Origin of the sequence: Rhodococcus sp. p52 (genome assembly GCF_000763325.2) — a bacterium.
Lineage (GTDB): Bacteria > Actinomycetota > Actinomycetes > Mycobacteriales > Mycobacteriaceae > Rhodococcus > Rhodococcus pyridinivorans.
Window position 1 is genome coordinate 4,765,429 of the sequence record NZ_CP016819.1, and the last position, 21,435, is coordinate 4,786,863.

General features: G+C 69.3%; 16 protein-coding genes and 1 pseudogene. 9 read left to right on the forward strand and 8 right to left on the reverse strand.

The window, feature by feature from the left end; all coding sequences use genetic code 11:
- Positions 1–21: 21 nt before the first annotated feature.
- Both lat and IM25_RS22160 read right to left on the reverse strand, forming a co-directional pair.
- The gene (gene lat / locus IM25_RS22155) at positions 22–1,356 is read right to left on the reverse strand and encodes an L-lysine 6-transaminase (RefSeq protein WP_033097079.1); all 1,335 of its coding nucleotides are present in this window, start codon (positions 1,354–1,356) and stop codon (positions 22–24) included.
- A 67-nt stretch (positions 1,357–1,423) separates the two neighbouring features.
- Entirely contained in the window at positions 1,424–1,888 is a 465-nt protein-coding gene (locus IM25_RS22160) for an Lrp/AsnC family transcriptional regulator (protein ID WP_033097078.1), read from the reverse strand.
- A 36-nt stretch (positions 1,889–1,924) separates the two neighbouring features.
- Between IM25_RS22160 and amaB the strand changes: the two genes are divergently transcribed.
- Positions 1,925–3,430: an L-piperidine-6-carboxylate dehydrogenase gene (gene amaB, locus IM25_RS22165; protein ID WP_033097077.1), complete on the forward strand. Its 1,506-nt coding sequence runs from the start codon at positions 1,925–1,927 to the stop codon at positions 3,428–3,430.
- A 28-nt stretch (positions 3,431–3,458) separates the two neighbouring features.
- On the opposite strand, the gene IM25_RS22170 is transcribed toward amaB, so the two are convergent.
- Positions 3,459–3,716, reverse strand: a complete 258-nt coding sequence (locus tag IM25_RS22170) for a DUF7218 family protein (protein ID WP_006550162.1) — start codon at positions 3,714–3,716, stop codon at positions 3,459–3,461.
- A gap of 100 nt (positions 3,717–3,816) precedes the next feature.
- Here IM25_RS22170 and IM25_RS22175 point away from each other — a divergent pair, with 100 nt between their 5' ends.
- The 4 genes from IM25_RS22175 to IM25_RS22190 are packed head-to-tail and all read left to right on the forward strand — an operon-like array spanning position 3,817 to position 11,201.
- Positions 3,817–5,187, forward strand: a complete 1,371-nt coding sequence (locus IM25_RS22175; protein WP_006550161.1) for an FAD-binding oxidoreductase — start codon at positions 3,817–3,819, stop codon at positions 5,185–5,187.
- A gap of 37 nt (positions 5,188–5,224) precedes the next feature.
- The gene (locus tag IM25_RS22180; RefSeq protein ID WP_065996421.1) at positions 5,225–5,785 is read left to right on the forward strand and encodes a hypothetical protein; all 561 of its coding nucleotides are present in this window, start codon (positions 5,225–5,227) and stop codon (positions 5,783–5,785) included.
- 51 nt (positions 5,786–5,836) lie between these two features.
- Entirely contained in the window at positions 5,837–10,399 is a 4,563-nt protein-coding gene (locus IM25_RS22185) for an ATP-dependent helicase (RefSeq protein WP_033097076.1), read from the forward strand.
- A 1-nt stretch (position 10,400) separates the two neighbouring features.
- Positions 10,401–11,201: a DNA-formamidopyrimidine glycosylase family protein gene (locus IM25_RS22190; RefSeq protein WP_033097075.1), complete on the forward strand. Its 801-nt coding sequence runs from the start codon at positions 10,401–10,403 to the stop codon at positions 11,199–11,201.
- Here the strand turns inward: IM25_RS22190 and IM25_RS22195 are convergent.
- Positions 11,171–11,839 carry a TetR/AcrR family transcriptional regulator gene (locus IM25_RS22195; protein ID WP_052040027.1) on the reverse strand — a complete coding sequence of 223 codons (669 nt, stop codon included), beginning with the start codon at positions 11,837–11,839 and terminating at the stop codon, positions 11,171–11,173. The genes IM25_RS22190 and IM25_RS22195 overlap by 31 nt on opposite strands.
- A gap of 159 nt (positions 11,840–11,998) precedes the next feature.
- Here IM25_RS22195 and IM25_RS22200 point away from each other — a divergent pair.
- Positions 11,999–12,722, forward strand: a pseudogene (locus IM25_RS22200) (oxygenase MpaB family protein); the annotation flags it as partial.
- 110 nt (positions 12,723–12,832) lie between these two features.
- Positions 12,833–13,354, forward strand: a complete 522-nt coding sequence (locus tag IM25_RS22205) for a hypothetical protein (protein WP_006550155.1) — start codon at positions 12,833–12,835, stop codon at positions 13,352–13,354.
- Between the two features lie 80 nt (positions 13,355–13,434).
- On the opposite strand, the gene glpD is transcribed toward IM25_RS22205, so the two are convergent.
- Positions 13,435–15,165: a glycerol-3-phosphate dehydrogenase gene (glpD, locus tag IM25_RS22210; protein ID WP_019288535.1), complete on the reverse strand. Its 1,731-nt coding sequence runs from the start codon at positions 15,163–15,165 to the stop codon at positions 13,435–13,437.
- A 116-nt stretch (positions 15,166–15,281) separates the two neighbouring features.
- Between glpD and glpK the strand changes: the two genes are divergently transcribed.
- Positions 15,282–16,796, forward strand: a complete 1,515-nt coding sequence (gene glpK, locus IM25_RS22215) for a glycerol kinase GlpK (protein ID WP_033097074.1) — start codon at positions 15,282–15,284, stop codon at positions 16,794–16,796.
- Between the two features lie 39 nt (positions 16,797–16,835).
- Here the strand turns inward: glpK and IM25_RS22220 are convergent, their stop codons facing one another.
- Entirely contained in the window at positions 16,836–18,233 is a 1,398-nt protein-coding gene (locus IM25_RS22220) for an NAD(P)H-quinone dehydrogenase (protein WP_024101543.1), read from the reverse strand.
- A gap of 211 nt (positions 18,234–18,444) precedes the next feature.
- Between IM25_RS22220 and IM25_RS22225 the strand changes: the two genes are divergently transcribed.
- A complete protein-coding gene (locus IM25_RS22225) occupies positions 18,445–18,915 on the forward strand; it encodes a gamma-glutamylcyclotransferase (RefSeq protein WP_006550151.1) in 471 nt (156 codons plus the stop codon).
- A gap of 12 nt (positions 18,916–18,927) precedes the next feature.
- Here IM25_RS22225 and IM25_RS22230 read toward each other — a convergent pair whose 3' ends face one another.
- Positions 18,928–19,974, reverse strand: coding sequence for an ABC transporter ATP-binding protein (locus tag IM25_RS22230; RefSeq protein WP_006550150.1), 1,047 nt, complete (start codon positions 19,972–19,974; stop codon positions 18,928–18,930).
- Positions 19,971–21,425, reverse strand: coding sequence for an ABC transporter permease (locus IM25_RS22235; protein ID WP_198162589.1), 1,455 nt, complete (start codon positions 21,423–21,425; stop codon positions 19,971–19,973). Before IM25_RS22235 ends, IM25_RS22230 begins: the two co-directional genes overlap by 4 nt.
- Positions 21,426–21,435: the final 10 nt, after the last annotated feature.

The following is a 21,435-nucleotide window of genomic DNA, read 5'->3' on the forward strand; positions in this document are numbered from 1 at the left end:
CGAACAGGGGGACCCGCCCCGTCATTCGTACTGCGAGGTCACCCTGTCGAGCGCGTCGAGGGCCTCGTCGAGCTCGTGGGTGGTGACGATCAGCGGCGGCCGGAAGCGGATGCCGCGCGTGCCCGTCCCGATCACGAGGACGTGCTCGTCGCGGTACAGCCGTCGCAGCACCTCGTCGCGGATCTCCGGAGTCGGGAGGTCGACGGCGCACATCAGTCCGCGTCCGCGCGGCTCGGTGACGACCGGTCGTCGCGCGGCGATCTGCTGCAACCCCGACAGCAGGTGCGCTCCGCTCAACCGGGCGCGGTCGATCAGCCGGTCGTGCTCGACGACCTCGAGGATGCGACGGGCCCGCACCATGTCGGTGAGATTGCCGCCCCACGTCGAGTTGATCCGCGAACTCACGGCGAACACGTTGTCGGGCACCTCGTCGATACGTTCGCCGGCCATGATCCCGCACACCTGAGTCTTCTTGCCGAAGGCGACGATGTCGGGGGTGACGCCGAGCTGCTGGTAGGCCCATGCGGTGCCGGTCGTGCCGGCGCCGGTCTGCACCTCGTCGAAGATCAGCAGGGCGTCGTTCTCCCGGCACAGCTGTGCGATCGACCGGAAGAACTCGGGACGGAAGTGGTGGTCGCCGCCTTCCCCCTGGATCGGTTCGGCGATGAAGCATGCGATGTCGTGGGCGCGTTCGGCGAAGGCTCGTCGGGCCTGTTCGAGGGCCTTCTCCTCGGCCGCGGCGACATCACGGCCCTCGACAAGATAGGGCGCGTCGATCCGCGGCCAGTCGAACTTGGGGAACCGATCGGTCTTGACCGGATCGGTGTTCGTCAGCGACAGGGTGTACCCGGTGCGGCCGTGGAAGGCCCCGGTCAGGTGCAGCACCGAACCGCCCGGGTGGGCGGACAGACCGCGGGACTCGTTGAGGCGGCTCTTCCAGTCGAACGCCACCTTGAGCGCGTTCTCCACGGCGAGCCCACCACCGTCGACGAAGAACAGGTGCGGGAGCGCCGGGTCGCCGAGAACGCGCACGAAGGTCTCGACGAAGCGCGCCATGGGCACGGTGTAGATGTCGGAGTTGCTGGGCTTGTTCGCCGCGACGGCGGCGAGTTCGTGCGCTGTCTCCGGATCGGTCAGCGCAGGATGGTTCATCCCGAGCGTGGACGACGCGAAGAACCCGAACATGTCGAGATAGGTCGTTCCGTCCCGGGCGTCGACGAGGCGGACTCCGCGGGAGCGGTCGAGATCGAGGACGAGGTCGAAACCGTCGGCGAGCATGTGCCGGCCGAGGATGCTGTGTACCCGGTCGGGGGCGAGATTCTCGGCACCGTCCGGGTTTCGGAATGCAGTGCTCATGACCCCACCGTACGCGAGACTCAACGGGACAAACCCGGTATCACAGCAACATTTACGGCGCAGAGGCCTATCGTTCGTAAAATGTTTGCAGAACGACGGTGCTGCGGGTGGCGACATCGGCGGTCGCCCGGATCTCCTGCAGCAACCGCTCGAGAGCGCGAGGAGACTCGACACGCACGAGGAGGATGTAGCTTTCGTCGCCTGCCACCGAATGACACGATTCGATCGCGGAGATGTGCCGGAGGCGGGCCGGCGCGTCGTCGGGTTGCGACGGGTCGAGAGGGGTGATCGCCACGAACGCCGACAACATCAGCCCGAGCGCTTCGGGATCGACGCGCGCGCTGTATCCGCGGATCACGTTGCGCGCCTCGAGTCGACGCACCCGCGACTGCACGGCCGAGACGGACAATCCTGCCTTCTCGGCGAGCGCCGCGAGCGTCGCGCGACCGTCGGCGACCAGTTCGCGCAGCAGCATCCGATCGATGTCGTCCAGCGACTCCTTCGACGAGTCGTTTCTCGAGGATTCGGGCACCAGCGCAGGGTATCCGAGCAATAAAGGAGCTCACCGATGAATGCGACCACCGATCTCGCCGATCGCGCGGCGACCGCTCTGAGACAGTGCGGTGTCGACGCCCTGCCCGACGACGCGGCGCTCGCGGTGACCAGCCCGGTCGACGGCAGCGTGATCGGACACCTTCCGGTCCACTCGGCCGCCGAGGTCGACGCGACGATCACGGCGGCGGCACAGGCCTTCGAACAGTGGCGCGACGTCCCCGCTCCGGTGCGCGGCCGCGTGGTGCGACGGCTCGGCGAACTGCTCGTCGAGCACAAGCGGCATCTCGCCGAGCTCGTCACCCTGGAGGCGGGGAAGATCCCGTCGGAGGCCGCGGGCGAGGTGCAGGAGATGATCGACGTCTGTGAGTTCGCCGTCGGTCTGTCGCGACAGCTCTACGGGCGGACGATGCCGTCCGAGCGGCCCGGGCACCGGCTCATGGAGATCTGGCATCCGCTCGGCGTGGTGGGCGTGATCTCCGCGTTCAACTTTCCCGTGGCGGTGTGGTCGTGGAACACCGCGATCGCGCTGGTGTGCGGCGACCCGGTGGTGTGGAAACCGTCGGAGACCACCCCGCTCACCGCCCTCGCCTGCGACGCGCTGCTGCGCCGCGCCGCCGCCGACGTCGGCGCCCCCGGCGGTCTCCATCACCTGCTCCTCGGCGACCACAGGGTGGGTGAGGCGCTCGTCGACGATCCCCGTATCGCCCTGGTGAGTGCGACCGGCTCCACCCGGATGGGGCGGATCGTCGGGCCGCGGGTCGCGGCGAGGTTCGGTCGCTGCCTGCTCGAACTCGGCGGCAACAACGCGGCGATCGTCGCTCCGTCCGCCGATCAGGACCTCGCCGTCCGGGGCGTCGTGTTCGCCGCAGCCGGCACGGCGGGCCAGCGCTGCACCAGCCTGCGCCGGCTGATCGTGCACCGATCGATCGCCGACGAGTTCGTCGAGCGCATCGCGAAGGCGTACTCGCGTCTGCGGGTGGGGAATCCGCTGGACGAGGGTGTCCTCGTGGGTCCGCTCATCTCCGAACGGTCCTACGAGGCGATGACCGCGGCGCTCGACCGCGCGCAGACCGACGGGGGCACGCTCGTCGTCGGCGGCGAACGGGTGGAGGTCACCGGTGGTGGCGTGTACGTCTCCCCCGCACTGGTCCGGATGCCGGCGCAGACCGAGGTGGTGCGCGAGGAGACCTTCGCCCCGATCCTGTACGTCCTCGACTACGACGACCTCGACGAGGCGATCGCCTTGCACAACGGTGTACCACAGGGCCTGTCGTCGGCGATATTCACGCTCGACCAGCGCGAGGCCGAATTGTTCCTCGCCCGATCCGACTGCGGCATCGCGAATGTCAATATCGGCACCTCGGGGGCCGAGATCGGCGGCGCCTTCGGCGGGGAGAAGCACACCGGCGGCGGGCGCGAATCCGGATCGGATGCGTGGAAGGCGTACATGCGGCGGGCGACTAACACCGTCAACTACTCGACGGAGCTGCCCCTCGCCCAGGGTGTCGAATTCGGCTGATCCCGAACTCGGGGGTCCGGGCGGCTGGCTAATGGTTGCGCAGTGCGTCGATCAGTTCGTCCTTCTTCATGTCGGAGTAACCGGTCATGCCCAGTTCCTTCGCACGCTTCTTCAGGTCGTCGACCGTCCAGTCGTCATAGGAGCCGGACTTGCCACCCTTCTTCCCGACCTGCGACTTACCCTCGTTCGCAGCCGCGTTGGAGATCCGGGCCGCCTTCTCCTTGGAGGCACCGTCCTCGCGCAGGTCCTCGTACATCTTCTCGTTCTTGATCGACGGATTCGGCATCGTCTTCTCCTTTCCGTGTCCTGCGGAAGGGGTACCCGACGACACTTCACCCAATCAGAGGATCTGTGGCCTGTGACACATCCTGTGGTAGACCTGGGGCGTGTATCCAGGGAACCTGCTCGACGAACTCCGCGGGCAGCTGCCCGCCGGCGCACTGATCATCGATCCCGACATCCTCGCCGGCTACCGGCAGGACCGGGCGCAGGACCCGGACGCCGCGGTTCCCCTCGCGCTCGTACGGGCCACATCCACCGCGGACGTGCAGGCGACACTGCGGTGGGCGAACGCCCACCGGGTGCCGGTAGTGCCCCGCGGTGCCGGCACGAGTCTGTCCGGCGGGTCCGGCGGGCTCGCCGACGGGATCGTGCTCAGCACCGAGAAGATGCGGGCGATCACCGTCGACACCGCGACCCGCACCGCCGTCGTCCAGCCCGGTCTGCTCAACGTCGAGGTGAAGCAGGCCGCGGCCGAACACGGACTCTGGTATCCACCGGATCCGTCGTCGTTCGAGATCTGCACGATCGGCGGCAACGCGGCCACCAATGCCGGTGGGCTGTGCTGCGTGAAGTACGGGGTGACGACCGACTACGTGCTCGGACTCGAGGTGGTCCTCGCCGACGGTACCGCGGTGCGGCTCGGTGGTCCGCGGGTCAAGGACGTCGCGGGCCTGTCGCTGACGAAGCTGTTCGTCGGCAGCGAGGGCACTCTCGGGGTCATCACCGAGGTGACCTTGCGCCTCGTCCCACCGCCGCCACCGGCGTCCACGATGGTCGCGACCTTCGCCACCGTGCAGGCCGCCGCCGACGCGGTCGTCGCGATCACCGCGGTCCTGCGACCGGCGATGCTCGAATTCATGGACAGGGCGTCGATCGGGGCGGTGGAGGACATGCTGCGCATGGGACTCGACCGCACCGCCGAGGCCATGCTCATCGCACGCTCCGACGCACCCGGCAACGCGGCCGCGGAGGAGATCGAGATCATGGTGCGGGCCTGCCGCGAGGCCGGCGCCGACGACGTCTTCGCGACCGACGACCCCGAGGAGGGTGAGGCGTTCACCGTCGCCCGCCGCATGGCGATCCCGGCCGTCGAGCGCACCGGCAGCCTGTTGCTCGAGGACGTCGGGGTGCCGATCCCCGCACTGCCGGAACTGGTGAGCAGAATCGCCGATCTCGCAACCCGACACGACGTCACCGTCGCCGTGATCGCCCACGCCGGGGACGGCAACACCCACCCGCTGATCGTCTACGACCCCGCCGACGAGGACATGACGGCGCGGGCGCAGACGGTCTTCGGGAAGATCATGGATCTCGCGATCGAACTCGGCGGCACCATCACCGGTGAACACGGTGTCGGCCGGCTCAAGAAGGCCTGGCTACCCGATCAGGTGGGACCGGACGTGATGGCGTTGACCGAGCGGATCAAAGCCGCGCTCGACCCGAACGCGATCCTGAATCCCGGCGTGGTGATCTGATGACCCACACCACATCGGCTGCGGTCATAATCGTCGCGTGAACACCCGTGTGCCCCCGTCAACGACCGCCCTGCCGCTGCGCGAGACCAAGTACCGCGAGCTCGAACAGTATCCCGAGTTCGGCTCCGTCACGGCCTGGCTCCGCGACGTCGTGTCGTCGATCGTGCCCAACGCCCGCATGAGCGAATGCGAGTACTGGTCCGTCGTGTGTCTTCCCGCCGGCGAGCCGGACGACCCGCGGAAGCCGCTGGTGTCGGTGCACGCCGGCAACATGGCGGTCGCAGGGATGTTCCTCGACCTCTCCGACGGGCAGCGGAGCCTCGCCGGCTACGTCCGTGTGTCGGGGGCCGAGCTGGAGAAGGCGTCGGGTTCGACCCGCGAGCAGCTCGCGGCGGACTCCCCCGGCCTCTCCTTCATCGACGAGGGCTCCGTGGTGTCCGTGGTGTGGAGCGACGAACCCGCCGCGCGGGAGCAGTTCGAGGCGCTGCCGTGGCGGGGCCCGGCGCGGGCGCTCGTGACGGAACTGATGCGCGGCGGCCGCAACTCCTGGGCCGACGATCACTGCCGGCAGATCGCCCGGTTCGCGTACGACGACTGAGCGGGTTCACGTGCGGCGACTGAGTGTGTCGGTCGGCGGGTAGACGATGGGATGGTGACCGACATCCTCGATCGTTTCTCCGCGCCGACCCGGGCGTGGTTCGCCGGGGCGTTCGAGTCCCCGACCCCGGCCCAGCTCGGCGCGTGGGATTCGATCTCCTCGGGAGCCCACACGCTCGTCGTCGCCCCCACCGGGTCGGGCAAGACCCTGTCGGCGTTCCTGTGGTCGCTCGACCGGCTCTCGTCCACCCCGGCCGACGAGCACGCCGCGCGCGAGCACCGCACCCGCGTGCTGTACGTCTCGCCGCTCAAGGCCCTCGCCGTCGACGTCGAGCGCAACCTGCGGTCTCCGCTCGTCGGCATCACCCAGACCGCGAAACGGCTCGGTCTGACGCCACCCGACATCACCGTCGGTGTGCGTTCCGGCGACACCTCCCAGGCCGATCGTCGCGCCATGGCGCGCACGCCACCGGACATCCTCATCACGACGCCCGAGTCGCTCTTCCTCATGCTCACCTCGTCCGCGCGGGAGAACCTCGTCGGTGTCGAGACGGTGATCGTCGACGAGGTCCACGCGGTGGCGGGGACGAAACGCGGGGCGCATCTCGCGCTGTCGCTCGAGCGTCTCGACCAGCTCCTGCGCGCGCCGGCCCAACGCATCGGGTTGTCGGCCACCGTGCGACCGCACGAGGAGGTCGGCCGGTTCCTCGCCGGTTCCGCCCCCATCCGGATCGTCGCGCCGCCCTCGGCGAAGACGTGGGATCTCGCGGTGCGCGTACCGGTCGAGGACATGACCGAACTCGGGGTTTCCGAGCCCGACGAGGAATCGTTCTCACCCACACCGCAGGCCGGGTCGATCTGGCCGCACGTCGAGGAGCAGATCGTCGATCTCATCACCGAGCACCGGTCGACGATCGTGTTCGCCAATTCCCGGCGACTGTCCGAACGTCTCACCGCCCGGCTCAACGAGATCCAGGCCGAACGCCTCGGCGAGCAGGTGGACCGCGAGGGCGCACCGCCTTCGCAGCTCGGATCGCCCACCGAGACCACCGCCGGCGCTGCACCCGTGCTCGCTCGCGCCCACCACGGGTCGGTGAGCAAGGACCAGCGCGCTCTGATCGAGGACGATCTCAAGTCGGGCCGGTTGCGGTGCGTGGTGGCGACGTCGAGTCTCGAACTCGGCATCGACATGGGTGCGGTCGATCTCGTGATCCAGGTCGAGGCTCCGCCCTCGGTGGCCAGCGGTCTGCAGCGCGTCGGTCGCGCCGGGCACCAGGTGGGCGAGACCTCACGCGGCGTGCTGTTCCCCAAGCACCGCACCGATCTCGTGCACTGCGCGGTGACCGTCGAGCGGATGGTCGAGGGACACATCGAGGCGCTGCAGGTCCCGGCGAATCCACTGGACGTGCTCGCCCAGCAGACGGTCGCGGCCACGGCCCTCGAACCCGTCGACGTCGACGACTGGTTCGACACGGTGCGGCGCAGCGGATCGTTCGCGACGCTCTCCCGCGGCGTCTACGAATCCGTCCTCGACCTGCTCGCCGGCCGCTATCCGTCCGACGAGTTCGCCGAGCTCCGTCCCCGGGTGGTATGGGACCGCACGGCCGGCACCCTCATCGGCAGGCCCGGCGCCCAACGGCTCGCCGTCACCTCCGGCGGCACGATCCCCGACCGCGGCCTGTTCACCGTGTACATGGTCGGCGAGAAGAACACGCGGGTGGGCGAACTCGACGAGGAGATGGTCTACGAGTCGCGAGTGGGTGACGTCTTCGCGCTCGGTGCCACCAGCTGGCGGATCGAGGAGATCACCTTCGACCGGGTGCTGGTCTCCCCCGCCTACGGCCGGCCCGGCCGGTTGCCCTTCTGGCACGGCGACAGTCAGGGTCGACCCGCCGAACTCGGTGCCGCGCTCGGCGCATTCCTGCGCGAGATGGGCCACGCCTCGCCGGAGGACGCCGAGACCCGCTGCCGCAAAGGTGGTCTCGACGACTACGCCACCGGAAATCTCATCCGTCTGCTCGACGAGCAGCGCACCGCCACCGGTCACCTGCCCACCGACCGAACACTCGTCGTCGAACGGTTCCGCGACGAACTCGGCGACTGGCGGCTGGTGCTGCACTCGCCGTTCGGGTTGCGAGTGCACGCGCCGTGGGCGCTCGCGGTGGGCGCGCGGCTGCTCGAACGCTACGGCATCGAATCGCACCCCACCCCGTCCGACGACGGCATCATCGTCCGACTGCCCGACACCGACGACGCCCCGCCCGGCTCGGAGATCTTCGTCTTCGACACCGAGGAGATCGACGACATCGTCACCGAACAGGTCGGCGGCTCCGCGTTGTTCGCGTCCCGCTTCCGGGAGTGCGCGGCGCGGGCCCTGCTCCTGCCCCGCCGCAACCCGGGCAAGCGCGCCCCGCTGTGGCAGCAGCGCCAACGATCGGCGCAACTGCTCGACGTCGCTCGCCGCTTTCCCGACTTCCCGATCCTGCTCGAGACGGTGCGCGAGTGCCTGCAGGACGTCTACGACCTGCCTGCTCTGCGCGACCTGCTCGGCAGCATCGCCCAGCGCAAGATCCGGCTGGTGGAGGTCGAGACCCCCACGGCCTCACCGTTCGCGACGTCGCTGCTGTTCTCCTATGTGGGTGAGTTCCTGTACGAGGGCGACAGCCCGCTCGCCGAACGTCGGGCCGCGGCACTGTCGCTCGACTCGACGCTGCTCGCCGAACTTCTCGGCCGGGTCGAGCTGCGCGAACTGCTCGACGCCGACGTCATCACCGAGGCCGAGCACGAACTGCAACGCCTGACCCCGCAGCGACGCGCACGCGACGCCGAGGGCGTCGCCGATCTGCTGCGTCTGCTCGGTCCGCTCACCGAGGCCGAGCTGCGCGAGCGCACCACCGACGACCCGACGTCCTGGATCGAGGATCTCGAAGCGCAACGCCGCGCGTTGCGTGTCTCGTACGCGGGTGAGCACCGATGGGCGGCGGTCGAGGACGCCTCACGGCTGCGCGACGCGCTGGGCGTGCCCCTGCCGATCGGGGTCCCGACGGTGTTCGTCGAACCGGTCCCCGACCCGCTCGGCGATCTGATCGCCCGGCACGCCCGCACCCACGGCCCGTTCACCACCGCGCAGGCCGCCGCCCGGTTCGGACTGGGCACGGCGGTCGTCGAATCCGTCCTCGGCCGGCTCGCGTCCGAGAAGCGCGTCACGGCAGGCGAATTCCGCCCGGGTGCGAGCGGATCGGAATGGTGCGACACGGAGGTGCTCCGAAGGCTGCGGCGCCGGTCGCTCGCCGCCGCCCGGCAGGACGTCGAACCCGTCAGTACCACGACCCTCGGACGATTCCTGCCCGACTGGCACCACCTCGGCACCGGCCCGGGCACGAGTGCGCTCTACGGCATCGACGGTGTCCTCACCGTCGTCGAACAACTCGCCGGGGTACCGGTGCCCGCGAGCGCCCTCGAACCGCTGATCCTCGCTCCCCGCGTGCGCGACTACACCCCGACGATGCTCGACGAACTCACCACGACCGGTGAGGTCCTGTGGTCGGGTGCCGGGTCCATCTCCGGGAAGGACGGCTGGGTGGCACTGCATCCGGCCGATCTGGCCCCGGCGAGCCTCGCTCCGGTCGACGACATCGAGCTGGGGCCGGTGCACCGGGCGATCCTCGAGTCGCTCTCGGGCGGCGGCGCGTACTTCTTCCGGCAACTCGTCGACGCCGTCACCGTCCTCCACACCACGGCGAGCGACACGACGGTCGCCGACGCCCTGTGGGAGCTGGTGTGGAGCGGGCATATCGCGGGCGACACCCTCGCCCCGCTGCGCGCCCTGATCGGCGACACCTCCCGTGCCAAGCCCGCCCACCGCACCCCGCGCCGGGCGCCGCGCGCCCGGATGTACCGGGCCCGGCCCACGCTGCCGAGCCGCACCGGGCCACCGACCGTGAGCGGGCGCTGGTCGATGCTGCCCGAACGCGAGACCGACGCGACGGTCCGCGCACACACCACCGCCGAGCTGCTGCTCGAGCGGTACGGCGTGGTCACCCGCGGTGTCGTCGTCGGCGAGGGTGTGCCCGGCGGATTCGCGACGATGTACAAGGTGCTCAGCCGGTTCGAGGAGACGGGCCGGTGCCGCCGCGGTTACTTCGTCGATTCGCTGGGCGGAGCGCAGTTCTCGACACCGTCGGTCGTCGACCGTCTCCGGTCGTTCTCGGATTCGATCGAGGGCCGGCACTCGGAGACCGCGGCCGTCACCCTCGCGGCGTGCGATCCGGCCAACCCGTACGGTGCGGCACTGCCGTGGCCGAAGTCGTCGGCCGACGACGACGCGCCGCGGCACCGGCCGGGCCGCAAGGCCGGTGGACTCGTGGTGCTCGTCGACGGGGCGCTCGTGCTGTTCGTCGAACGCGGCGGACGCACGCTGCTCACCTTCGACGACGATCCGGGCCGGTTGCGCAGCGCATGCGCGTCGCTCGCTGCGAGCGTCAAACGCGGTGGTGTCGACAAGATCGTCGTCGAGAAGGTCGACGGTGAGACGATCCATGGGCACGAGTTCGCCGGATATCTTGCCGAAGCGGGATTCTCGGCGACCCCGCGCGGCTACCGGCTGAGGTTCTGACGTGCCCGAGGGAGACACCGTGTTCCGCGCCGCGTACCGCCTCCGAACGGCACTGGAGGGAAAGATGCTCACAGAGACGGACTTCCGTGTTCCGCGTTTCGCCACGGCCGATTTCACCGGGTGCACGGTCGACGAAGTGGTCTCGCGGGGCAAGCACCTACTCGTCCGCGTCGCCGACGTCTCGATCCATTCGCACCTGAAGATGGAAGGCGAATGGCACGTCTATCCGCGCGGAACACGGTGGCGCAAGCCCGGATACAAGGCGCGCATCGTGCTCGGCACCGAGGACGTGCAGGCGGTGGGTTTCGAACTCGGCATCGTCGAGGTGCTCGCCCGTGACCGGGAGGACGACGCCGTGGGCCATCTCGGGCCGGATCTGCTCGGTCCCGATTGGGATCCCGAGCGTGCGGCGGCGAATCTCGTGCGCGACCCGGACCGTCCGATCGGGGTGGCCCTGCTCGATCAGCGCATCATGGCCGGCGTCGGGAACGTGTACCGCTCCGAATTGTGCTTCCTGCGGGGCGTCGATCCGTGGACCCCGGTCGCGCAGGCCGGGGATCCCGCTGCGTGGGTCGACCTCACGCATCGGTTGCTGGTCGCGAACCGCGACCGGACGACCCGTATCACCACCGGCGACCGTCGTCCGGGCCACAATCTGTGGGTCTACGGGCGTCGCGGGAAGCCGTGCAGACGCTGCCATACCCCGATCCGGTTCGGCGAGATCGGCACCGCGACCGATCCCGAGCGGGTGGTCTACCGGTGCCCGCGATGTCAGCCGCGCCCGGAAGGATCCCCGCCCTGATCGCCCTGTAGACACGCCGCCCTGCCGGCGTCCTCGACGAGCGCGACGCAGTGCCGGACGAGGGTGTCTCGCGACACGGCGAGGTCGCCTTCGAGGTACCTCATGAACAGGCTGGTGAGGGCGCCGACGGCACCCACGGCCACCATGTGGCGCTGTCCCTCGTCGCCACCCGGGGGTAGTTGGTCGCGGACCAGCGCGACGAAGGCCGGGGCGAGTTCGATACCGCGCCGACTGATTGTGGGTTCGCGCAGCGGGGCGAGGAGGAGCACGCGTCCCTTCGCGGGGTCGTCGACCATGAGCTCGACGAACGCCCGCACCGCGGCCTCGGCCCGGCCGAGGGTGGGGGCGGACAGTACCGCCTCGGTCAGCGCGTCGCGGGCGCGGTCGGCGACGTGGTCGTAGACCTCGCGGACGAAGGTGTCGCGGTCGGTGAAGCTCTCGTAGAAGTACCGTTCGGTGAGTTCGGCGGCCCGGCACACGGCCCTGACGTTCGCTGCCGCGCCGTCGGGCGGTCCGAGCAGGTCGACGCCCACCGCGAGGAGGCGTTCCCTGCGCAGCCGACGGCGTTCGTCGATGCCGACGCCCGCCCAGCTGCGGCGCGTGGTGTCCACCTTGTCGCTTCCCGTCGTCGACTGCATGCCCGACGGACCCCTGACAACATGCGTAGTCAGGGGTCCGTCGGGCCGGACACCGCCGAGTCGTCGCACCACGCGGCACCGCGCCCTGCGCGGCCGGAACCACCGGAACCCCTGGGCCCCGATTCGTTGACCTGGCGATACTTCGGCGGCCGGCGCGGCATGCTCTTCGGCCGTGGGCGGGGTCGATGCAGAACATGCATCCCGGACTCGGCGCCGGGGTCGAGGAGCACTCGAAGTTCTTCGACGAACGGGGGGAACGGCTCTACCGATCGCTGTACCCGATCTACGGCGTCGTCTTCGACGGTCCCCGCGCCCCGGAGACCGCAGCGAAGGTGCGCGGCTACCACAACACCATCAAGGGGATCGACAAGAAGGGCCGCAGGTACCACACACTCGACCCCGACACCTTCTACTGGGCGCACGCGACCTTCTTCTACAGCCTCGTCGTCTCCATCGAGTGGTTCGACGGCCCGCTCACCCTCGAACAGAAGCACCGCCTGTTCGACGAGCACGTGCAGTGGTACCGGCTGTACGGCATGCCGATGCACTCGGTCCCCGCATCCTGGGAGGACTTCCTCGAGTACTGGGACCGCGGTGCCGCACCGTGCTCGAGGACAACAAGGCCACCCGAGACGTACTCGACCTGTCGAATCTCGACCGTCCGCCCTTCCTGCGGTGGTTCCCCGAAGAGGTGTGGAAGTTGATCCGCCCGCTGGTGACGGCCGGTTTCCTGTGGCTCACCGTCGGGTTGTACGACCCGCCGGTGCGCGAGCTGCTCGGCTACCGATGGAGCCGACCGGAGGCGGCACCGCACGCTCTCGTCGGTCGCGCCATCGGACTCGGCACGAAACTCGTTCCGTGGCGATACCGCTACCACCCGCGGATGCACTACAGCCCGAAGGTGACGGATCGCCACCGTCCCACTTCTGTTTCACCCTGACGCACCCTTCCGGTAGCGGCGTCGACGAGGGCGTTCTGTGTCACGCTAGCGAGGTGTCCACGCCCTCGTACCTGTCGTCCGGACGGCGCCGCCCTCTGTCCCCGGAGTCGGCGGCCTCCCGCATCAGCGCCTACGTCTACGGCAACATCCTGGTGCTGGCCGCGCTCGTCCCCATCACGACCTCGCCCGAGTACATCGGGATCGCGATCGTGATCGGCACCGCACTCTCGACGTTCATCGCCCATGTCTTCGCGGAGTCGGTCGCTCAGTCCGTTCGTTCGGGTGCTCAACTCACGCGCAGCGAACGCATCGAGGAACTCCGCGACTCCGTTCCCATCCTGTCGTCGGCGGTATTGCCCTGTCTCGTGCTCGCCACGGCCTGGGTCGGCTGGCTCGAGCCCCGGACGGCCCACATCCTCGCCGAGGTCGCCGTGCTGATCCGTATCGGCTCGACCGTATTCGTCGTGCGCCGGTTACAGAATCGCAGCCCGACCCACCGGACCGTGGCGGCCGCGGTGGGGGTGGCTCTGATCGCGACGGTCGTGGTCGTCGTGAAGGTCGTGCTCACGCACTGACCGCCGCGAAGGCGGTGTCACGCACTGACCGCCGCGAAGGCGGTGCTCACGCACCGACACCCGTCACGAACCGCCCGCGGCTACGTGATGGGCACCGGTTCGAGGATCTCCGGCCGGGCCTCCGGGGCCGCTGCCCGGAGCGCGTCCGCGGATTCGTCGTCGGGTCGGTTCTGCGACTCGATCTCCGCCTCGACGCGCGCCCGGTAGGTCGCGACCTCCCGGTCGATCGTCGCGTCGTCCCAGCCGAGGACCGGAGCGACCAGCCGGGCCGTCTGCTCCGCACAGTGCAGCCCGCGGTGCGGGTATTCGATCGAGATCCGGGTCCGGCGCGCCAGGAGGTCCTCGAGATGTAGGGCTCCTTCGGCCGCAGCGCCGTAGACCATCTCGACCTGCAGGTACTGGGGGGCATCGGTCAGCGGTTCGAGCAACTCGGGCCGGCCCTTCGCGAGGCTCAGCACGTCCTCGACGAGGGAGCCGTAGCGGTCGAGCAGATGCTTGACGCGGTAGGGATGCAGACCGTACTGCTCGGCGAGATGCATGGTCTGGTTGACCAGCGCGAAGTACCCGTCGGCCCCGACGAGGGGCACCTTCTCGGTGATCGACGACGCGATCCGGGCCGGGATGTCCTCGGCCGCGAGATCGACGGCGTCCTCGGCCATGACGCGGTAGGTCGTGTACTTGCCACCGGCGATCGCCACGAGCCCCGGCGCCACCCGCGCGACGGCGTGTTCACGCGAGAGCTTGGACGTCTCGTCGCTCTCCCCCGCCAGCAGCGGGCGCAGACCAGCGTAGACACCGTCGATGTCGTCGTGGGTGAGCGGGACGACGAGTACGCGGTTGACGTGGTCGAGGATGTAGTCGATGTCGGCCTTCGTCGCTGCCGGGTGCGCCAGGTCGAGATTCCAGTCGGTGTCGGTGGTGCCGATGATCCAGTGGTTGCCCCACGGGATGACGAACAGCACCGACTTCTCGGTACGCAGGATGATCGCCGAATCGCTGACGATCCGGTCGCGGGGCACGACGATGTGCACGCCCTTCGACGCGCGGACCCGGAATCGGCCGCGCTGCCGCGACAACGACTGGATCTCGTCGGTCCACACACCGGTTGCGTTGATCACCGCGTGCGCCCGCACCTCGGTGACCGAACCGTCCTCGCTGTCGCGCACCCGCACACCCGACACGCGGTCGGCCTCGCGCAGGAAACCGACGACCTGCGTCGACGTACGCACCACCGCACCGTAGTGCGCGGCCGTCCGCGCGACGGTCATGGTGTGCCGGGCGTCGTCGACGACCGTGTCGTAGTAGCGGATTCCGCCGACGAGCGAATTGCGCTTGAGACCGGGAACCATCCGCAGGGCGCCCGAGCGGGTCAGGTGCTTCTGCGCCGGAACGGACTTCGCGCCGCCGAGACGGTCGTAGAGGAAGATCCCCGCCGCGACGTAGGGCCGCTCCCACACCCGATGGGTGAGCGGGAAGAGGAACTTCAACGGCCTGACCAGGTGCGGGGCCAGGGTCGTCAATGCGAGTTCGCGCTCGCGCAAGGCTTCTCGCACCAGACCGAATTCGAGCTGTTCGAGATAGCGCAGGCCGCCGTGGAACATCTTCGACGACCGGCTCGACGTGCCGGACGCGAAGTCGCGGGCCTCGACGAGAGCGACTCGCAGGCCCCGGGTTGCGGCGTCGAGCGCTGCTCCCGCCCCGACGACACCACCGCCGATGACGACGACGTCGAACTGTTCGGTGGCGAGACGACGCCAGGCGTCGGCGCGCTGTTGCGGTCCGAGGAGTTGCACACCCGATTGGTTGGTCACCGCACCTGCTCCCGTGAGTCGTCGACGTATCCCGATCAAGGGTAGTAGCTTCGGACCCGCAGCGCGCAGCGGAAGCGTTGCCGAACCGAGCCGTCCCCTTCACCCGAGGATCACCTGTGAACCAGTTCATCGCGGCGATCGACCAGGGCACCACGTCCAGCCGGTGCATCATCTTCGACCACGACGGGCGCATCGTCTCGCTCGCGCAGAAGGAACACCGCCAGTTCTTCCCGCGGTCGGGATGGGTCGAACACGACCCGGAAGAGCTGTGGCTCAACACCCGTGAGGTGGGCGCCGCAGCACTCGCCAAAGCGGATCTGCGACGCAACGACGTCGCGGCGATCGGCCTGACGAACCAGCGCGAGACCACGGTGGTGTGGGACCGCACCACCGGAAAACCGGTGTACAACGCGATCGTCTGGCAGGACACCCGCACCGACAGGCTCGTCGAGGAGCTTGCCGGCGACGCCGGGCCCGACCGCTACCGCGAGATCACCGGACTACCGCTGTCGACCTATTTCGCCGGACCGAAGGTGCGGTGGATCCTCGACAACGTCGACGGTGCCCGAGAGCGCGCCGAGGCCGGCGACCTCGCGTTCGGCACCATCGACAGCTGGATCCTGTGGAATCTCACCGGTGGTGTCGGCGAGGAGGGTCAGCCACCCGGACTGCACATCACCGATGTGACCAACGCCTCCCGGACGCTGCTGATGAATCTCGGGACACAGCAGTGGGATCCGGCGATCTGTGCCGAACTCGGCATCCCGGAGTCGATGCTGCCGGAGATCCGCAGTTCGTCGGAGGTGTACGGGCACGCCCGCGAGCGCGGACCGCTCGCCGGGGTCCCGGTCGCCGGCATCCTCGGCGACCAGCAGGCCGCGACCTTCGGCCAGGGCTGCCTGTCCCCCGGCGAGGCGAAGAACACCTACGGCACCGGCAACTTCCTGCTGCTCAACACCGGCACGACCCCGGTGCGCAGCGAGCACGGCTTGATCACCACCGTCTGTTATCGCATAGGTGACGCCCCCGCGGTCTACGCCCTCGAAGGTTCGGTGGCCGTGACCGGTTCGCTCGTGCAGTGGCTGCGCGACAATCTCGGGTTGATCCGGTCCGCCGACGAGATCGAAGCGCTCGCCACGAGCGTCCCTGACAACGGCGGGGCGTATTTCGTGCCGGCCTTCTCGGGATTGTTCGCGCCGCGCTGGCGACCCGACGCCCGCGGCGTCATCGCCGGCCTGACGCGCTTCGTCGAGAAGGGCCACCTCGCGCGGGCGGCGCTCGAGGCGACGGCCTACCAGACGCGGGAGGTCATCGAGGCGATGAACGCCGACTCCGGGGTCGACCTGCGCACCCTCAAGGTCGACGGCGGCATGGTCGCCAACGATCTGCTCATGCAATTCCAGTCGGACATCCTCGGTGTGCCGGTGGTACGACCCACCGTTTCCGAGACCACCGCACTCGGCGCCGCCTACGCGGCCGGTCTCGCCGTCGGCTTCTGGGAGGACGAGGAGGACATCCGCCGCAACTGGACCGCGGACCGCACGTGGGAGCCGGCGATGCCGGTCGACGAACGCGAGCGCCTGTTCGGCGAATGGAACAAGGCGGTCGAACGCACCTACGACTGGGCCTGAGCAGGGCGGGATCGCCGCGAATCCCGCCCCGTCCGGTGCCTAGTCCAGATCGTCGTGGCGCATCAGCTGGCGGGCGGCCTCGGTGACCGATCCGCTCAGCGACGGGTAGACCGAGAAGGTCTGCGCGAGGTCGTTGACCGACAGGTTGTTCTGCACCGCCAACGCTATGGGAAGGATGAGCTCGGACGCGGTCGGGGCGACGACCACACCGCCGATGACCACACCGGTCGCGGGGCGGCAGAAGATCTTCACGAAACCGCGCCGCAGGCCGGACATCTTGGCGCGCGGGTTGGTGTTGAGCGGGAGCATGACTGTGCGGGCGGGCACCTCGCCCTTGTCGATCGTCGCCTGACTGACACCGACGGCGGCGATCTCGGGACGCGTGAACACTGCGGCCGCAACGGTTTTCAGCTTGATGGGGCTCACGCCTTCGCCGAGCGCGTGGTAGATCGCGATGCGGCCCTGCATGGCCGCGACCGACGCGAGCGGCAGCAGTCCGGTGCAGTCGCCCGCGGCGTAGATGCCGGGGACGGCGGTACGGGAGACGCGGTCGACGGGAAGGTAACCGCCCCGGTCGAGTTCGAGCCCGACCTTGTCGAGACCGAGATCCCGGGTGTTGGGCACCGAGCCGACGGTCATCAGCACATGGCTGCCCTCGACGATGCGGCCGTCGGCGAGGAGCACGCGGACGCCGTCCTCGGTGCGTTCGACCCGGTCGGCGCGGGCGTGCTTGACGAGGGTCACACCGCGCTCGGTGAGGACGTCCTCGAGCACGAGAGCCGCGTCCTCGTCCTCGTGCGGCAGGATCCGGTCGCGGCTCGACACGACGGTGACCTGCACGCCGACCTCGGTGTAAGCGGAGACGAACTCGGCGCCGGTGACACCCGAACCGACGACGACGAGGTGCTCGGGAAGCTTCTCGAGGTCGTAGAGCTGACGCCAGGTGAGGATCCGCTCACCGTCCGGCTCCGCGCCCGGCAGGACACGCGGGCTCGCGCCGGTGGCGATCAGCACGACGTCGGCGTCGAGCACCTTTTCCTCGCCCGTCAGCAGCTTGGCGCGCACCTGATGGGCGGCCATGCCGGGCTGCGCGTCGACGAGTTCGCCGTAACCGGAGAACAACTTCACCCCGGCGGCCTCGAGCTTGGTGCGGATGTCGGAGGACTGCGCGCGGGCGAGGCTCTTCACACGGCCGTGCACCTGCGGCAACGACACCTCGGCACGGTCGAGTTCGATGCCCAGGTCGGCGGCGCGGCGCATGTCGGTGCGCACGCCGGTCGAGGCGATGAAGGTCTTGGAGGGGACGCAGTCGAAGAGCACGCAGGCGCCACCGATCCCGTCCGAATCGATCAGTGACACCGTCGCGCCGTACTGGGATGCCACCAGCGCCGCCTCGTATCCTGCGGGGCCGCCGCCGATGATGACGATCCGGGTCATTGTTCTCCTCTGTATCGATTCCGAAGGGTGCCGGGTCGGGCTGCACGTGAGCGCCTGGTGGGCACACACGTGGTCTCAACGCTATGCCAATGCCCCCACCTCGCGCACAGGGACCGGTGGACCCGGCACGCAACGGCCCCCGATAACTCCTCGTCCGTCCCTGCGCCGCCCCTCCGACGACTCCGGTGGACGACGGGTTAGCCTTATCCTCGTGCCGATCTACGCCGCCTACGGGTCCAACATGCATCCGGAGCAGATGCTGACGCGCTGCCCGCATTCGCCGATGGCGGGAACCGGGTGGTTGCACGGTTGGCGACTGACCTTCGCCGGCGCCGACATCGGCTGGGAGGGCGCCCTCGCGACGGTCGTCGAGGATTCGGACGCGAAGGTGTTCGTCGTGCTCTACGACGTGCCGGAGGACGACGAACGCAGCCTCGACCGCTGGGAGGGAGCCGAACTCGGTTTCCACCGCAAGATCCGCGTGCGCGTCGACACGGCCGACGGTCCGGTCCTCGCGTGGCTGTACGTCGTCGACGGATACGAGGGCGGCCTGCCGTCGGCACGCTATCTGGGCGTGATGGCCGACGCGGCCGAGATCGCCGGGGCCCCCGCCGAATACGTTCGGGATCTGCGTACCCGCAACAGTCGCAATGTGGGTCCGGGGCGTCCCGACGGCTTCTAGACGCCGGCCTTCCTACCCTCCGGGATAGAAGGGCACCGGTCGCCGGACGCTCACCGTCACCGGGTCGCCCGCCTGCAGACCGTGCAGGGTGGTGCACAGGGCACGGACGGCGATTCCCATCCCCTCGACCCGCACTTCGCTGTGTGCGCCGCCGAATGCCGTGTCGCGCACAGTGAACGATCCGGCAGCAGGGCACTTCGTCGGCGCTGCCCCGACTTCGATCTGTTCCGGTCGCAGCAGGACGCGGCCCACGCCGTGTCCGGGTGAGACGAGCTGAACCTTCCCGAGCGGGGTCTGCGCGCAGTCGCCGAACGCCTCGGCCTCGAGTACGATCGCCTCCCCCACGAACTCGCCCACCGCGACGGATGCCGGCCTCCCGTAGACCTCCTCGGGCGAGCCCACCTGGGCGATCCGGCCGTCGAGCATCACCGCCAGCCTGTCGGCCATGGCCAAGGCCTCCGTCTGGTCGTGGGTCACGAGCACCGCCGCGACCGACTGTTCGCGCAGCAGCGTACGGACATCCGCGCGCAGACTCGCGCGTAGACCGGCGTCGAGCGCGCTGAACGGCTCGTCGAGCAGGACCACGGACGGTCGCGGTGCCAGTGCACGAGCCAGAGCGATCCGCTGCTGTTGCCCGCCCGAGAGCGCGCTCGGCTTACGGTGCCCGACTCGCGGAAGACCGACGAGATCCAGTAGCTCCTCGACCCGGCGTCGATGTTCCTCCCGCGCACCTCCGCGCCACGGCCGGTTCGCTCGCCCCAGACCGTAGCCGATGTTGCGCGCCACGTTCAGATGCGGGAACAACGCGCCTTCCTGCGGCACGAGGCCCACCCCGCGACGTTCGGGTGGCACGTCGGTCACGGTCACGTCGTCTACGGAGATCCGTCCCGACGCTGCGGGATGCAGCCCAGCCGCCACTCGCAACAGCGTGGTCTTGCCGCCACCCGACGGTCCGAGGACGGCGAGCAGATCGCCGCGCGGCACGTCGAGGGTCACATCGGTGACGACTTCGGCGGCGCCGTATCGCGCGGATACATTCTCGATGGTCAGACCGGTCACTCTTCGCCTCCACTTTCCGCGTCGACCCGGCCGCGCAACAGACGTCCCAGCACGAGCGACGGCAGTGCCGCGATGAGGACGAGGATCACCGCATAGGGTGCTGCCGAGCCGTACGCGAGGGTTTCGGTATGTCGCCACATCCCAGTCGCGAGCGTGTCGTGCCCGATGGGGACGAGCAGCAGCGTCGCAGGCAGTTCCTTGGCGATGGTCAGGAATGCCAATGCCGCACCGGCGACCACGCCGGGTGCGGCGATCGGGATCGTCACCCGCAGTCCGGTGAGCAATCGTCCGGAACCGAGAGTTGCGGACGCATCTTCGAGACCCCGGGGGATCGCGGCGACCGCCGCATGGATCGACCCCACCGCGAGAGGGAGGAACAGGACCGCGTAGGCGATCACCAGCATCGGGGTCTGCTGGTACCACTGCGGGAGCAGTCGGATGCCGAAGAACACGAGCGCCAGACCGACGGTGATGCCGGGCAGCGCGAAGCCGATGTAGGCGGCGCTCTCGGTGAAGCGCGACAATCGGGAGTGCGACCGTGCGGCGTAGATGCCCACCGGAAGTGCGAGCACCGTGGTCAGCAACGCACCGAGCGCGGACACCCACAGAGTGTAGGTGGTGGCGGTCCAGATACCGGACCAGTCGACCGCGATCTGCTGTGACCTCCACAACCAGCGGGCCAGGCCCGCGACCGGAACTCCCACGCTCACGACGAGCAGAGCGGCGAGGAAGCCGATCGCCGGCCATCGCCGTGAGCCGAGCATCACGGGTTCGGCCGTGCGCGCGGTACCGGATCCGATCCGCGCGGTGGCGCCGCGGCGCGCGCTCCGTTCGGCGACGGTCAGCACCACGGCGATCGCGACCAGCACGAGGCCGAAGACAGCGGCGGGCGTGCGATCGAGAAGTCCCCGGTAACTTCCGTAGATCGCCAGGGTGAACGCTTCGTAGCGCATCAATGCGACGGCGCCGAAATCGCTGAGCGTGTAGAGCGCGACGAGCAGTCCGCCCGCCGCCGCGGTCGGCCAACCCTGCCGCAAGGTGACGGTGAGGATGGCGGTCAGCCGGGACCGGCCGAGAGTGCGGGCCACTTCCTCGAGCCCCGGGTCGGCCGAGGCGAGTGCCGCCGCCACAGGCAGATAGACGTAAGGAAAGGACGCGCAGGTCAGGACGAGGGCAGCACCGACGAAACCTTCGAGCGCGGGGAACTGCGCGATCCAGACGAAGCCCGACACGTACGAGGGGATCGCCAAGGGCAGACTCAGGGCCAACGCGAACCAGCGACGGCCGGGGAGATCCGTGCGGGTCGTCAACCATGCGGCGGCGAGCCCCAGGATCAGGCATGCCACCGTGACCGTCACGGCGAGCGCGCCGCTGCGCCACACCAGTTCGAGAGTGCGTGGACGGAACACGAGCGAGACGACCCGTTCGGGTCCGTCCGCGAACGCGCGCATCACCAGGTGC

What these genes read in the sequence shown, in the direction of transcription:
- IM25_RS22185 (WP_033097076.1), top strand. Translation starts at nt 5,837, where the DNA reads ATGGTGACCGACATCCTCGATCGTTTCTCCGCGCCGACCCGGGCGTGG.
- IM25_RS22195 (WP_052040027.1), bottom strand. Translation starts at nt 11,839, where the DNA reads ATGCAGTCGACGACGGGAAGCGACAAGGTGGACACCACGCGCCGCAGC.
- lat (WP_033097079.1), bottom strand. Translation starts at nt 1,356, where the DNA reads ATGAGCACTGCATTCCGAAACCCGGACGGTGCCGAGAATCTCGCCCCC.
- IM25_RS22235 (WP_198162589.1), bottom strand. Translation starts at nt 21,425, where the DNA reads ATGCGCGCGTTCGCGGACGGACCCGAACGGGTCGTCTCGCTCGTGTTC.
- IM25_RS22170 (WP_006550162.1), bottom strand. Translation starts at nt 3,716, where the DNA reads ATGCCGAATCCGTCGATCAAGAACGAGAAGATGTACGAGGACCTGCGC.
- amaB (WP_033097077.1), top strand. Translation starts at nt 1,925, where the DNA reads ATGAATGCGACCACCGATCTCGCCGATCGCGCGGCGACCGCTCTGAGA.
- IM25_RS22220 (WP_024101543.1), bottom strand. Translation starts at nt 18,233, where the DNA reads ATGACCCGGATCGTCATCATCGGCGGCGGCCCCGCAGGATACGAGGCG.